The sequence below is a fragment of the Micromonospora trifolii genome, from assembly GCF_022229005.1.
Taxonomy (GTDB): domain Bacteria; phylum Actinomycetota; class Actinomycetes; order Mycobacteriales; family Micromonosporaceae; genus Micromonospora; species Micromonospora trifolii.
Map to the genome: position 1 here is coordinate 73,833 of NZ_JAKKFD010000027.1, position 13,593 is coordinate 87,425.

At 71.7% G+C, this 13,593-nt stretch carries 13 protein-coding genes; 8 read left to right on the forward strand and 5 right to left on the reverse strand.

Translation table 11 applies throughout. The features are described 5' to 3' along the window. Nucleotides 1-398: 398 nt before the first annotated feature. From phoH2 to NIE79_RS18320, 5 genes are all read left to right on the forward strand, one after another. Nucleotides 399-1,814, forward strand: a complete 1,416-nt coding sequence (phoH2, locus tag NIE79_RS18300) for an RNA 5'-3' helicase PhoH2 (protein ID WP_238679718.1) — start codon at nucleotides 399-401, stop codon at nucleotides 1,812-1,814. A 277-nt stretch (nucleotides 1,815-2,091) separates the two neighbouring features. Continuing rightward, nucleotides 2,092-2,769 (forward strand): aggregation-promoting factor C-terminal-like domain-containing protein, encoded by a 678-nt coding sequence (locus NIE79_RS18305; protein ID WP_238679719.1) that lies wholly within the window; start codon nucleotides 2,092-2,094, stop codon nucleotides 2,767-2,769. A gap of 105 nt (nucleotides 2,770-2,874) precedes the next feature. Beyond that, entirely contained in the window at nucleotides 2,875-3,528 is a 654-nt protein-coding gene (locus NIE79_RS18310; RefSeq protein WP_238679720.1) for a rhomboid family intramembrane serine protease, read from the forward strand. A 106-nt stretch (nucleotides 3,529-3,634) separates the two neighbouring features. Then, complete coding sequence (locus NIE79_RS18315; protein WP_238679782.1) at nucleotides 3,635-4,603, forward strand: NAD(P)/FAD-dependent oxidoreductase; 969 nt, start codon at nucleotides 3,635-3,637, stop codon at nucleotides 4,601-4,603. A gap of 65 nt (nucleotides 4,604-4,668) precedes the next feature. Continuing rightward, a complete protein-coding gene (locus tag NIE79_RS18320) occupies nucleotides 4,669-6,351 on the forward strand; it encodes a hypothetical protein (protein ID WP_238679721.1) in 1,683 nt (560 codons plus the stop codon). On the opposite strand, the gene NIE79_RS18325 is transcribed toward NIE79_RS18320, so the two are convergent. Then, nucleotides 6,313-7,011: a TetR/AcrR family transcriptional regulator gene (locus tag NIE79_RS18325; RefSeq protein WP_238679722.1), complete on the reverse strand. Its 699-nt coding sequence runs from the start codon at nucleotides 7,009-7,011 to the stop codon at nucleotides 6,313-6,315. The two genes, NIE79_RS18320 and NIE79_RS18325, sit on opposite strands and share 39 nt — an antisense overlap. Nucleotides 7,012-7,150: 139 nt before the next feature. Between NIE79_RS18325 and NIE79_RS18330 the strand changes: the two genes are divergently transcribed. After that, nucleotides 7,151-8,062, forward strand: a complete 912-nt coding sequence (locus tag NIE79_RS18330) for an NAD-dependent epimerase/dehydratase family protein (protein WP_238679723.1) — start codon at nucleotides 7,151-7,153, stop codon at nucleotides 8,060-8,062. Between the two features lie 35 nt (nucleotides 8,063-8,097). Here the strand turns inward: NIE79_RS18330 and NIE79_RS18335 are convergent, their stop codons facing one another. Together NIE79_RS18335 and glpX are read right to left on the reverse strand one after the other, a co-directional pair. Next, entirely contained in the window at nucleotides 8,098-9,069 is a 972-nt protein-coding gene (locus NIE79_RS18335) for a DMT family transporter (protein ID WP_238679724.1), read from the reverse strand. Beyond that, the gene (glpX, locus tag NIE79_RS18340) at nucleotides 9,066-10,097 is read right to left on the reverse strand and encodes a class II fructose-bisphosphatase (protein ID WP_238679725.1); all 1,032 of its coding nucleotides are present in this window, start codon (nucleotides 10,095-10,097) and stop codon (nucleotides 9,066-9,068) included. Before glpX ends, NIE79_RS18335 begins: the two co-directional genes overlap by 4 nt. A 159-nt stretch (nucleotides 10,098-10,256) precedes the next feature. On the opposite strand from glpX, the gene NIE79_RS18345 reads away from it, so the two are divergent. Together NIE79_RS18345 and NIE79_RS18350 are read left to right on the forward strand one after the other, a co-directional pair. Further along, nucleotides 10,257-10,904 (forward strand): DUF4245 domain-containing protein, encoded by a 648-nt coding sequence (locus NIE79_RS18345; RefSeq protein ID WP_238679726.1) that lies wholly within the window; start codon nucleotides 10,257-10,259, stop codon nucleotides 10,902-10,904. Nucleotides 10,905-11,112: 208 nt separating this feature from the next. Then, nucleotides 11,113-11,973 carry a hypothetical protein gene (locus NIE79_RS18350; protein ID WP_238679727.1) on the forward strand — a complete coding sequence of 287 codons (861 nt, stop codon included), beginning with the start codon at nucleotides 11,113-11,115 and terminating at the stop codon, nucleotides 11,971-11,973. Between the two features lie 43 nt (nucleotides 11,974-12,016). Here the strand turns inward: NIE79_RS18350 and NIE79_RS18355 are convergent, their stop codons facing one another. Further along, entirely contained in the window at nucleotides 12,017-12,238 is a 222-nt protein-coding gene (locus NIE79_RS18355) for an exodeoxyribonuclease VII small subunit (protein WP_238679728.1), read from the reverse strand. 45 nt (nucleotides 12,239-12,283) lie between these two features. After that, a complete protein-coding gene (xseA, locus tag NIE79_RS18360) occupies nucleotides 12,284-13,528 on the reverse strand; it encodes an exodeoxyribonuclease VII large subunit (RefSeq protein ID WP_238679729.1) in 1,245 nt (414 codons plus the stop codon). Nucleotides 13,529-13,593 lie beyond the last annotated feature (65 nt).

Below are 13,593 nucleotides of genomic sequence, written 5' to 3' on the forward strand. Positions count from 1 at the left end.
ACTGCCCCGCCGACCGGCGCCACGAACGCGGTGCGTCGTCCGCGGCGGACACGCACCGTCGGGGCCACGTCAGACCGGTGACGGTGGCCCCACCGGCCGGGATGCGCGCAGGGGGCATGCATCCCGGCCGGTTCCGCCGCGCCCGCCAGCGGTCCCACTGCTGGTGAAAGCGGCGACGGAGACCTGTTCACGAGCGCGTCCTGGGAGATCCACGTTCGGCCTCTAGCCGGAAAGGTCCGGCGGGGCTAGCGTCTAGGCATGGCACGGGGTTCTCCCGAGCCAGCCGGTCCGCCCGGATCTGCGACCTCGCGCATGGGGTTCCGCATCCGACCCCGTGTCCCCGGGCACCGGAGGAGGCGGAACACGGGTGGCGGGTGCCCATCCGTCGGAGCAGGCCTGTGACGACTCGCCGTACCACCGCCGGTGCCGACCAGACCCCGGCCGCGACTGCCACGCCCCGCCGAGCCACCAGGAGCCGCCGTTCGGCGGCCGCCGCGCCGGCCGGCCCCAAGGAGCCACGACCAGCCGGCCAGGCCTTTGTCCTGGACACGTCGGTGCTTCTCTCCGATCCGGCGGCGTTCCACCGGTTCGCGGAGCACGAGGTGGTGCTACCACTGGTGGTCATCACCGAGCTGGAAGGCAAGCGGCACCATCCGGAGCTGGGCTGGTTCGCCCGGCAGTCGCTGCGGATGCTCGACGACCTGAGGGTTCGGCACGGCCGACTCGACCGCCCGGTGCCCGCCAACGACGTCGGCGGCACCCTGCGGGTGGAGCTCAACCACACCGACGACGGCGTCCTGCCGCCCGGCTTCCGCACCGAGAGCAACGACGCCCGGATCCTCTCCGTCGCGCTCAACCTCGCCGCCGAGGGGCGGGAGGTGACCCTGGTCAGCAAGGACATGCCGCTGCGGGTGAAGGCGGCGTCGGTGGGCCTGCACGCCGACGAGTACCGCCACGGCCAGGCCGGCGACCCGACCTGGACCGGCATGTCGGAGATGGAGCTGAGCGAGGAGCAGATCGGCCAGCTGTACGCCGGCGAGACACTCGACCTCGACGAGGCGGCCGGGCTGTCCTGCCACACCGGCCTGGTGCTGCACTCGGGGCGTGGATCGGCGCTGGGCCGGGTGCTGCCGGACAAGTCGGTGCGTCTGGTCCGGGGCGACCGGGAGGCGTTCGGGTTGCACGGCCGCTCGGCCGAGCAGCGGATCGCCCTCGACCTGCTGCTGGACGAGTCGATCGGGATCGTCTCGCTGGGTGGCCGGGCCGGCACCGGCAAGTCGGCGCTGGCGCTCTGCGCCGGGCTGGAGGCGGTGATGGAGCGCCGCCGGCACAAGAAGGTGATCGTGTTCCGCCCGCTGTACGCCGTCGGTGGTCAGGAGTTGGGCTACCTGCCGGGCTCGGAGTCGGAGAAGATGTCGCCGTGGGCCCAGGCGGTCTTCGACACGCTCGGCGCTGTGGTGCACGAGAACGTGCTGGAGGAGGTCACCTCGCGGGGCATCCTGGAGGTGCTGCCGCTGACCCACATCCGCGGGCGCAGCCTGCACGACGCCTACGTGATCGTGGACGAGGCCCAGTCGCTGGAGCGCGGGGTGTTGTTGACAGTGCTGTCCCGGATCGGGCAGGGCTCCCGGGTGGTGCTCACCCACGACGTGGCCCAGCGGGACAATCTGCGGGTCGGCCGGCACGACGGGGTGACGGCTGTCATCGAAGCGCTCAAGGGCCATCCGCTCTTCGCGCACGTCACCCTCAGCCGTTCGGAGCGGTCGCCGATCGCCGCTATGGTCACGGACCTCCTGGAGGACATCCCGATCTGACGGGGCTTATGGGGGCTTTTGTCCGCATTTTTGGAGTGGCGCAGATCACAAATGGCCTGGTTGGTTTCCCATCAGCCTCACTGTGCGCAATCGTGTCCCACGAGCGTCCATGCACCACCGGAATCGTTGGTGATCGTTCGTCCCGAGACGGACGACATCGGCGAGGGTCGGTGCGTCGGCGCGACCGGCAACCGGTCGGGGCGCTCGCGGCACGGCTGATGGCCCACCTGTGGTCTGCGCCGCGCCGCGTCCTTGCTCCCGACGAAGGGACCACTTCGTGAGTCGGCTGTGGAGCCGGTTGGGCGCCCGTACGGCTGCTGTAGCACTGCTCTCCGTGGGTGTTGCCGGTGGCTTCTACCTGGGCGAAGACCGAGAAACCCAGCAACAGGGTCTGACCGAGCAGGTCAGTCTCGAGGTCGACCGGGCCGACCTCGCGTACCAGCGCGAGCGGCAGGCCGCCCACCAGGTGCAGTTCTCCAAGCAGCGGGCCGCCGAGTACCAGGCCAAGCTGCGGGCGAAGGAGGCCGCCAAGGAAGCCGCCGAGCGGGCCCGCCGGGCCGAGGCCGCCGCGGCGTCCCGTAAGCGCGAGCGCGCCGCCGCCAACGCGCCCGCCAAGCCGTACGACGGGCCGATCCCGGCGTCCTGCGCCGAGTACAGCGGCAACCGCAAGGTCGGCTGTGCCCTCATGATCGACAAGGGCTTCGGCATCGCCGAGTTCCCCTGCCTGGAGAAGCTCTGGACCAAGGAGAGCGGCTGGAACCACAAGGCCGCCAACTCCTCGTCCGGTGCGTACGGCATCCCGCAGTCCCTGCCGGGCAGCAAGATGGGCTCCGTCGCGTCCGACTGGCGCACCAACCCGGCCACCCAGATCATCTGGGGGCTGGGCTACATCAAGGGCAGGTACAAGTCGCCCTGTGGCGCCTGGACCTACTTCCAGAACAACGGGCACTACTGACGGCTCTCGAAGGCGGGGCGGGTGGGTCTTCACCCGTCCCGCCTTCGCGTACTCCGGACGGGACGTGAGTGGCGGTCGGCCGCTTTTGCTGATAGCAGTTGTGGAGTGACCCTGCACCCGTCAAGCGGCGACCCCTACCGGTTCGGCACCGAGGCGTTCTACGCCGCGCTCGGCCGGGCGTTCGTCGCCATGTGCGCTGTGGTCCCGTTCCTCTTCCTCATCGAGGCCGTCGACCAGGGGCTCGCGTTCGGCCTGGACGCCACCGCCGGCATCATCCCGCAGCGCATCGACGGGCTGGACGGGGTCTTCTTCTCCCCGTTCCTGCACCACGGCTTCGACCACCTCTACAGCAACAGCATCCCGCTGATCCTGCTGGGCACCTTCGTCCTCGCCGCCGGCGCCCGCCGGTTCCTCTGGTCGACCCTGGTCATCATCCTGGTCAGCGGGCTCGGCGTGTGGTTCACCGGCTCACCCAACTCGGTGGTCGTCGGTGCCAGCGGCGTCATCTTCGGCTACCTGGGCATCCTGCTCACCCGGGGCATCGTCGAGCGCAGCTGGTGGAACTTCGCGGTCTTCCTCCTGGTCGGTCTGCTCTACGGCTGGCAGCTGGTCGGCATCCTCCCCACCGACGAGCGGATCTCCTGGCAGGGGCACCTGTTCGGCCTGCTCGGCGGGGTGGTGGCGGCGATCCTGTTCCGTCGACGGCGACCCGCCGTGGACGGCCCGGACTACTCGGGCTCCACGCTCAGCCTGCCCTGAGGCGATTCTCCGGCGCGCCTCTGGGACGTGCTTGCCCGACCGTCGCCGCCCGCTTACGGTCGAGATCAGCACGCGTTGATCCGTGAGCGGAAAGCGACGGTACGCCATGCGCGAGGTCGATGTCGCCGTGATCGGGGCCGGTCCGGCCGGTCTCTTCGCCGCGTACTACGCCGGGTTCCGAGGGCTGTCGGTGGCGGTGATCGACGCGTTGCCAGAGCCGGGTGGTCAGGTCACCGCCATGTACCCGGAGAAGCTGATTCTCGACGTCGCTGGCTTCCCCGCGGTCAAGGGCCGCGACCTGGTGGCCAACCTGGTGGCCCAGGCAGCCCCGTTCGGTCCGCAGTACCTGCTCGGCACCCGGGCCGAGAAGCTCGCGTACGCCGACGGTAGCCCGGTGCTCGGCCTGGCCGGTGGCGAGCAGCTCGCGTGCGGCGCGATAGTGGTCACCGGCGGGCTCGGCAGCTTCAGCCCCCGGCCGTTGCCGTGCGCCGACGGCGCCCCCGGCTCGGGGATCGTCTACTTCGTGACCGAGCCGACCGAGCTGACCGATCGGGACGTGCTGATCGTCGGTGGCGGCGACTCCGCCTTCGACTGGGCGCTGACGCTGCAACCACTGGCCCGGTCGGTGACAGTGGTGCACCGTCGGGAGAAGTTCCGGGCCCACGCCTCGACGGTCGCCCGGGTGCTCTCCCTACCGGTGCGGGTAGTGGTCAACGCCGAGGTCACCAGGCTGCTCGGGGACGGCGCGGTGACCGGTGCCGAGGTGACAGTGCGCGGCGGCGCGACCGAGACGGTGCCGGTGGACACCGTGGTGGCAGCCCTCGGCTTCACCGCCGACCTGGGTCCGCTCGCCGAGTGGGGGCTACGGCTGGACCGCCGGCACATCCTGGTCGACAGCGCGATGGCCACCAACCTGCCCCGGGTCTTCGCGGCGGGTGACATCACCGAATACCCGGGCAAGGTCCGCCTGATCGCCACCGGCTTCGGTGAGGCGGCGACGGCGGTCAACAACGCGGCAGTGGCCATCGACCCGAGCGCCCACCTCTTTCCCGGGCACTCCTCCGACGCCGGCTGAGCGTCGGTATCGGACCCAGACCGACCTGAGTCCGGATCGAGACGGGTCGACCCGATCCTGAGGGGATGACGGGTTCCGAGACACCGCACGACGGCGCACCCACCACGCTGTCCTGGCTCTGCCACCCCGCCACAGTGTTCGCGCTGGTCCTGCTGCTGGTCAACGACCATGTGCTGAAGGCGGCCTTCCCCGGCCCGGTGACCGGCAAGCTGAGCGACGTCGCCGGCCTGGTGCTCGCCCCGCCGCTGGTCGCGGTGCTGCTGACCCTCCTGGTGCCACGGCTGCCGTCCCGGGCCGCCGCGGTGGCCGGCCTGGTCGCCGTGGGCGCCGGGTTCGCTGTCGTCAAATCCAGCGGGTACGCCGCCGAACTCGCCTCCTCCGCCTGGACCGTGCTGGCCGGGCCGTCGCTGGTCCGGGCCGACTGGACCGACCTGCTCACCCTTCCGGCGCTCGGCCTGGCCTGGTGGAGTTGGACGCGGTCACGTCGCCGCCCGGTGCGTCGACGGGCCGCCCGGCTGGTCCGGCTGCTGGTGATGCTGCCACCGGCGGTGCTGGCGGTGGCCGCGACCAGCGCCGTCTACTACCCCTACGCGGTGGGCACAGCGATGCTCGACGGTCACCCGGCTATCTCGTCCGGCTCGGGATACAGCAGTAGGGACTGGCCCACCGGGCCCGCCGACGGGCAGTGGTCGATCAGCGAGGACCGGGGAACCACCTGGCGGCCCGCCACCGACGCCGAGGAACGGCGGTTGTCCCGCCCGGACGCCGGGCAGCGGCAGGCGTGCGTGCCGGCCGAACCTCAGCGGTGCTACCGGGTGGTCGCCGGGCACCTGCGGGTGGAGCAGAGCGACGACGCCGGTGCGACGTGGCGGGTGGCCTGGGAGGTGTCGGACGCGCGCCGTGAGGAGTTGGCCCGACGGTCCTACAACCCGGGCGACATCCACCGGCACTTCGCTTCCCGGGATCTGATCGTCTATCCCGCTGCGGACGGCGGCCACGAGGTGCTCGTCGCCAACGGTCGGGACGGCGTCCTGCGCCGGACCTCGGACGGTGGGTGGCGGCGGGACGGCTTCCTCGACCAGCGGGATCCAGAGGAGTACCGCTGGGAAGAACCACCCCCGCTGGACGGCGGCGGCCCCGGCGACCGCCAGACGGATCTGCTGCTCGTCGTGGCGCTAGCGCTGACCCTCGGCTGCGCGGTCACCGTGCTCGCCGGCCACCTGGCGATCCGCCACGGTGGAGGTCCGCGCTGGTGGGGGATCGCCGGAAGTGCGTCGATGCTTGTCGCGGGGATCGTGTTGGCCGCCGTGTGGGAGCGCGACGATGACAGCGGCACGTCCCTGGCCCTGCTGCTCTTCGTCCTGCCGGTGGGCGTCCTGACGACGGCGGCCCTGATCATCCGAGCCTCCTACCAGGGTGCGCTCGCCCGGTGGATCAGGTGGGCCCTGACCGGGCTCCTGCTCACCGCGCTCCTGTCCGGGCTGCCGTTGGTCGGTTGGCTGTACGGCACGCCGTCGCAGACCCGCTTCGCGGTGGCGCTTGCCCTGCTGGCCGTCGTGCCGGGTGTGCTGCTGGCCATTCGGATCGCCGGGATGGTCGACCCGGCCCGCGCGTTCGAGCGCCGGTACCCGCCGCGTCCGCCCTACCTGCCCTATCCGCACGGGCCCTACCCGCCGGGCCCGCCGGCGGTGCCTGACCCGCCCTACCCGTCAGCGGGGTTGGGGCAGGCCGATCAGGTCGGCCAGTAGCCCAACCTGGTGGTCGAAGTACTCGTCCCGATGCGCGACGGTCTGGTTGAGTCGACCGAACAGCTCGAAACTGATCAACCCGAAGAGCTGGGTCCAGCCAGCCATGCCCCGGGCCAGCAGGGCGGGGGGAATGCCGGTGAAGAAGACGTCGGCCAGCTCGGTCAGGTCGTCGTGCAGCGGCGTCGACAGTTCATCGGCGGGGGGTGGGCTGAGCAGGCCGGTCTCCAGCCCTTCTCGAAGCAGGCCGACAAGGGTCAGTGGGGGGCGCTGGGCCGGGCTGACGGTGTCGTCAGGGGCGGCGTACCCGGGGACCGGGCTGCCGTAGAGCAGCGCGTACTCGGCGGGGTGGGTGAGCGCCCAGTCCCGGGCCGCCCGGCACGCCGCATGCCAGCGGGCGCGAAGGTCGAGCCGGTCGGGGCCGGCGGCAGCCGCCTCCACCGCGTCGCCAAGTGCGTTGTACGCCTCGATGATCAGCGCAGTGAGCAGGTCGTCACGGCTCGGAAAGTAGCGGTAGATGGCGGACGAGACCATGCCCATGTCCCGAGCCACCGCGCGGAGGGAGAGGTTCGCGCCGTCGGTGGCGAGGTGTTGGCGGGCGACCGTTTTGATCTCGTCGAGCATTTCGGCGCGGACCCTGGCGCGTATCGAGGAAGCGGGCATGGAGTCAGTCTGTCATTGATTGAAGCGCCAATCCAAAAAGAGAGCACTGCTCTTGACGCGGCGGTGTTGGCGGGTCATGCTGGGTGAGCAAACGAGAGCAATGCTCTCGACTCATATCACCGCTTCCAGGGAGCTCCCCATGGCACTGCACGTGATCGTCGGCGCCGGCCCGGTCGGCACCGCGACCGCCCACCTTCTCGCCGACCGAGGTGAGCGGGTTCGGGTGATCAGCCGCCGGGGCGCCGGGCCGGAACACCCGTCCATCGAACGGATCGCCGCCGACGCCGCCGACCGGCTCAGCGTGCTGACCGACGGCGCGCAGGCGTTGTACAACTGTGCGAGCCCGGCCTACCACCGCTGGCCCGTCGACTGGCCGCCGCTGGCCGGTGCCCTGCTCGCCGCCGCCGAGCGGACCGGCGCGGTGCTCGCCACGGTCGGCAACCTCTACGGGTACGGACCCGTCGGCGGCCCGATGACCGAGCAGACCCCACTGGCGGCCACCGGCACCAAGGGTCGGGTACGCAACCGGATGTGGGCCGACGCGCTCGCCGCCCACCGCGCCGGTCGGGCTCGGGTCACCGAAGTACGCGGCTCGGACTACTTCGGTGTCGGCGGCACCTCGCTGGCGATGATGGTGCTGCCCCGGGTGCTCGCCGGGCAGCGGGTCTTCCTACCCGTCGACTGGGACGCGCCGCACACCTGGACGTACATCCCGGACGTCGCCCGTACCCTCGTCGCCGCCGCCACCGACCCGCGGGCCTGGGGTCGGGCCTGGCATGTGCCGAGCGCGCCGGCAGCGTCGATGCGTGAGCTGGCCACCCGTGTGGCGGCATTGGCCGGCGTGCCCGTGCCGAGGCTGATCCGGATGCCCTACCCGGTGCTGTGGCTGGGCGGCCTGGCCAGCCCCCTCACCCGCGAACTGCGGGAGACCGCGTACCAGTTCGATCGCCCATTCCTGATGGAGTCGGTCGCTGCCACGGCGGCCCTGGGTATCGAGCCCACCCCGCTGGAAAGCGCGCTGACGGAGACCGTCGAGGCCCTGCGTCGCTGAACCCGCGCCCTTCCCGTCGCCGGCCCGCTGATACCTCAGCGGCGGGCCGGCGGGGCGAGCGCGGCGATCAGCACCGCCACCATGGTCAGCGCCGCCCCGAGCAGGGTGTTCACACCGGGGTGTGAGGCCGCCGTGGGGAGGACGAGGTCCAGCAGGACGGCGCCCACGATCTGTCCGGCGATGGTGGCCAGGCCGAGCAGCAGCACACCTGTGAAGCGCACGATCGCGGCGGCGATCGCGATGAACACGATGCCGATCGGGCCGCCCAGGTAGAACCACGGCTCGGTCGGCAGGTGACCGCCGGGCCAGCCGCGTACGGCGATGTCGATCGCGAACGCGACGAGCAGTGTGACAGTGCCGACGGCGAAGTTGACGAGCGTGGCGGTCAACGCGCTGTCGGCCGCCGCCCGGACCCGGCCGTTGACGGCCTGCTGCCAGGCGATGCCCACCCCGGCGAGCAGCGGCAGCAGGGCCAGCGCCAGCGCGCCCGGGTCGCCGAGTCGGTCGCCGACCGCCAGACCGACCGCCAGCACTGTGAGCACCGCGCCGGCCAGCCGCTGCCGGGTCACCGGCTGCCGGCCGGTCGGCCCGATCCCGGCCCGGTCAACGGCGAGGCTGCTGCCGGTCTGCCCGGCGACCACCGCCACTGTGAAGACCGCCACGCCCAACGTGCCGATGGTGAGCCCCTGGGTGGCCACCAGGAACGCCCCGCACATCCCACCGAGGCACTGCCACGGCCGTAGCGTGCCCGTGCGCAGGGCCTTCCGCGTCGCGACCAACCCTCGCCGACCACCGGGGGTGGCGGGCACCAGCACCAGCAGCACCAGCAGGCCGATGCCGAACGAGACGACAGCGGCGGCGAAACCGTCGTCGAGGCGTACCCCCAGCTCGCCGTTGATGCGCGACTGCACCGCCACAGCGACCCCGGAGGCCGACGCCAGCGCGACGCCGGTGATCCGGCGGGCGGCCGACAGGGTCTGCGGGGTCGCCGTGTCGGCGGTTGTCACTCCTGCTCGGCCAGCGGACGACCATCGAAGTCGACCGCCGAGTAGAGCGCCAGCTTCTCCAGCCGGTGGTACGAGTCGATCACCCGGATGGTGCCGCTCTTCGAGCGCATCACTATCGACTGGGTGTATGCGCCGCCGGCCCGGTAACGCACCCCGCGCAGCAGGTCGCCGGAGGTGACGCCGGTCGCCACGAAGAAGCAGTTGTCGCCGGTGACCAGATCATCGGTGCCCAGCACCCGGTCCAGGTCGTGCCCGGCGGCGATCGCCTTCTCCCGCTCCTGCTCGTCGCGCGGCCAGAGCTTGGCCTGCATCGCACCGCCCATGCACTTCAGCGCGCACGCGGAGATGATGCCCTCCGGCGTGCCGCCGATGCCCATCAGCACGTCCACGTCCGACTCGCCACGGGCGGCGGCGATGGAGCCCGCGATGTCGCCGTCGGAGATGAACCGGATCCCCGCCCCGGTCCGGCGGATCTGCGCGACCAGGTCGTCGTGGCGGCTCCGGTCCAGCACGCAGACTGTCACCTCGGAGATGTCGGTGCCCTTGACCTTGGCGATCCGGCGCAGGTTCTCCGCCACGCCGGCGTTGATGTCGATCACGTCGGCGTACGCCGGCCCGACGGCGAGCTTCTCCATGTAGAACACGGCGCTGGGGTCGAACATCGCACCCCGCTCGGACACGGCGAGCACCGCCACCGCGTTCGGCATGCCCTTGCTCATCAGGGTGGTGCCGTCCACCGGGTCGACGGCGACGTCCACCTCCGGGCCCGTGCCGTCGCCGACCTGTTCGCCGTTGAAGAGCATCGGGGCGTTGTCCTTCTCGCCCTCGCCGATCACCACCACACCGCGCATCTGGATCGAGTTGATCAGCTTGCGCATCGCGTCGACGGCGGCCCCGTCGCCGCCCTCCTTGTCGCCCCGACCGACCCACCGGCCGGCGGCCATCGCCGCGGCCTCGGTGACCCGGACCAGGTCGAGGGCAAGGTTTCGGTCGAGATCCTGTGGGATCCGCGTCCTGGTGTTCGTCATGACGGCTACTCCTCCTCGCGACGGTGCGGGGACGACCGGCGGCGGGGAGGCCCCCACTGCCGGCTTTGTCGCTGATCCTCACACGATGGCCGACCGGGCGTCGGCGCGGGGCGGTGATGGCCCGGATACCGCCGGTCGGGCGGCTGCGAAGATAGCGGGGTGGAACCCGCACAGCCAGCCGACCGCGTACCCGCCGACAGCACGCCGCCCGACGGTCAGCCGCCGGCCGACGTCCCCGCCGGGCACGGTGGTGAGCCCGCCGCGACCGATCCGACCCCACCGAGGCCGGCGGCGTCCGGCAAGTCCGAGCGGTCGCCGAAGGACATGGCGATCTCACTGCTGGTGCTGCTCGTCCCGATCGCGCTGCTGCTGGCGTTCTACCGGGGATTCCTCGGTGGTGACCAGGCCACCACAGTTGATCCGGCGCCCGCCATCGAGCAGGCCCGCTCGGCGAACGTCTTTCCGGTGACCCAGCCGCAGGGGCTCGGCTCCGACTGGACGACGGTCAGCGCCCGCTACCAGACCGTCGAGGGCGGTGCGAACCTGCGACTCGGCTACCTCACTCCGGAGGGGCGGGGCGTCCAACTGTTGCAGAGCAGCGTCCCGGCGGACCGTCTGCTCCCCGCCGAGCTGACCAGTCAGAGCCAGCCGCAGGGCCCCACCGAGCTGGCCGGGCGCACCTGGCAGCTCTACACGGCCCGGGGCAACCAGCAGGCGCTGGTCCTGCTGGAACCGACCCGCACGGTGATCGTCGTGGGCGACGCCCGGGACAACGAACTCCGCGAACTGGCCGGCTCGCTGCGCTGACCGGACCTGGTGGTCGCTGGCTCCGCTGGCACCAAATCTGGGCAACCGGTCCGAAGGGTGATTGTCCGACGCGTCGACAGGGAACAAGGAAGCTGTGATCCGGGCGCGCTGCTCGGCCCGGATCGCGCGACGCAGCCGACGGTGCTGCTGCGTCGCCGGAGTTTCCGGCGCCGTCCAGGTCGTCGGGTGACCCCCTTGGGAGACACGTATGACTGTTCGACGACTCGGCGCCGGCCTGGTAGCCGCCGCTCTGATCACGCCCGCACTGGCCGCCTGCGCCAGCGGAACCGGCACTGGATCGACGCCGTCCCCGACGGTGAGCGCGTCCGGCACGGCGAGCCCGTCCGGTACGGCGGGCCCGTCCGGAGCCCCGGTGGCGGGCGACGCCAAGCAGGCACTGCTCGACTCCACCAAGGAGATCAGCAACGGGAACTTCCGGTTCAGCCTGGCCGGTGCCGGCTCGACGGCGGAAGGGCTGGTGCACCAGCCGAGCCAGAGCGCGGCGATGAAGATCGCGATCGGTGGCCCCTCGTCCGACCTGGCGATGAAGCTCGACGTGGTCCACTACAAGCCGGACAGCTGGGTCAAGCTGGAGCTGACCGGCCCCACCGCCGACAGCCTGCCCGCCATCAAGCAGCTCAACCTCGGCAAGTACCAGCACCTCGACCAGAACCGGATCAAGGGCAACCGCAACCTCGGCTTCGACTTCGAGAAGGTCGACCCGGCCGGTAGCGCGGTGCTCACCCAGGGCATCACCGAGGTCCGCAGCACCGGCACCGGCGCGTACGCCGGCACCATCGACGTCACCAAGGCCGCCGAGGCGGGCTCGCTGAACGCCGCCACGATCGCCGCGCTGGGCACCCAGGCGAAGACCGTCCCGTTCACCGCGAAGGTGGACCCGCAGGGCCGGCTCAGCGAGCTGGTGCTGCAGTTGCCGGCCGCCGGCCAGACCGCGGCCCAGGAGATCAAGATGACCTACTCCGACTACGGTGCCGCCACCGCAGCGCAAAAGCCGCCGGCGGACCAGGTCGTCGAGGCGCCGGCCGAGCTGTACAGCCTGTTCAACTGACGTACCCGGGTGGGGCGGCTCCGGCCGCCCCACCGGCGGTCGGTCAGGAAGCGGGCTCCTGCCGGGCGGCGTCGATCCGCGCCCGCGCACCATCCAGCCAGCGTTGACAGATCACCGCCAGCGCCTCGCCGCGCTCCCAGAGCGCCAGCGCCTCCTCCAGGGACGTGCCGCCGGCCTCCAGCCGCTCCACCACCGAGGCCAGCTCGGCGCGGGCCTGCTCGTAACTGAGCCGTTGGTCCGGCCCGGCCTTCGTGTCGTCAGTCATCGCGTCCATCTCAGCACACCACTCCCCACCGCGCCGCGTCGCCACTCAGCCATCGACAGTGGCGGCCAGCTCGCCGTCGGACAGTCGTACCCGCAGCGGGTCGCCCTTGCCGACCTCGGCGGCCGCGCGGACCACATGGCCGTCCGCGCGCTGCACGATCGCGTACCCCCGGTCGAGGGTGGCGGCGGGGGAGAGGGCGCGCAGCCGCGCGAGGGTGTGCCGCAGGTCGTCCTCGGCGGCGGCGAGCCGATGCTCCAGGCAGCGACCGGCGCGCTGACGCAACGCGGTCAGCTCGGTCGCCCGATGCTCCACCATCACCTGGGGCCGGGCCAGCACCGGCCGGGAACGCAGCCCGTCGAGCCGGTGCGTCTCCCGGTCGACCAGGTTGCGCACCGCCCGTTCGAGACGGTGCCGGGCCTGCCCGATGAGGCGTACCTCCTCGGTGAGGTCCGGGACCACACGCTTCGCCGCGTCGGTCGGGGTGGAGGCGCGGACGTCGGCGACGTAGTCGATCAGTGGGGCGTCCGTCTCGTGGCCGATCGCGCTGACCACCGGGGTACGACAGCCGAACACCGCCCGGCAGAGGGCCTCGTCGGAGAAGGGCAGCAGGTCCTCGATGCCGCCGCCACCCCGGGCGATGATGATCACCTCGATGCTCGGGTCGGCGTCCAGCACCTTGAGCGCGTCGACGATCTGTGGGACCGCGGACGGGCCCTGCACCGCCACGTTGACAGTCCGGAACTCCACCGCCGGCCAGCGCCGACGGGCATTCGTCAGCACGTCCCGCTCCGCCGCCGACGCGCGACCGGTGATGAGCCCGATCCGGCCGGGCAGGAACGGCAGCCGACGCTTGCGGGCGCGGTCGAAGAGCCCTTCGGCGGCGAGCAGCTTCTTGAGCTTCTCCAGTCGGGCCAGCAGCTCCCCGAGCCCCACCTGGCGGATCTCGTCGGCCCGCAGGCTCAGCGTGCCCCGGGCGGCGTAGAACTCCGGCTTGGCGTGCAGCACCACACGGGCGCCCTCGCGGAGCTCCGGCGCACCGGCGTCCAGGACGTCCCGGTTGGTGGTGACGGTCAGGCTCAGGTCAGCCGACGGGTCACGCAGGGTGAGGAAGACGGTGCTGGCTCCGGGGCGGCGGCTGATCTGCGCCACCTGCCCGTCCACCCACACCCAGCCCAGCTTGGCGATCCAGGCTCCCACCTTCTGGCTGACCACCCGTACCGGCCAAGGCTCCTCAGCGCTACTAGCCCCGCCGCCGCCCCCGCCGCTTCCCACCCGCCCACCCTCGCTCACCCGCCCACCCTACGGACCTCCCCCACCTGGCCCGTCGATCATGAAGTTATTGCCCTCTGTGGCGG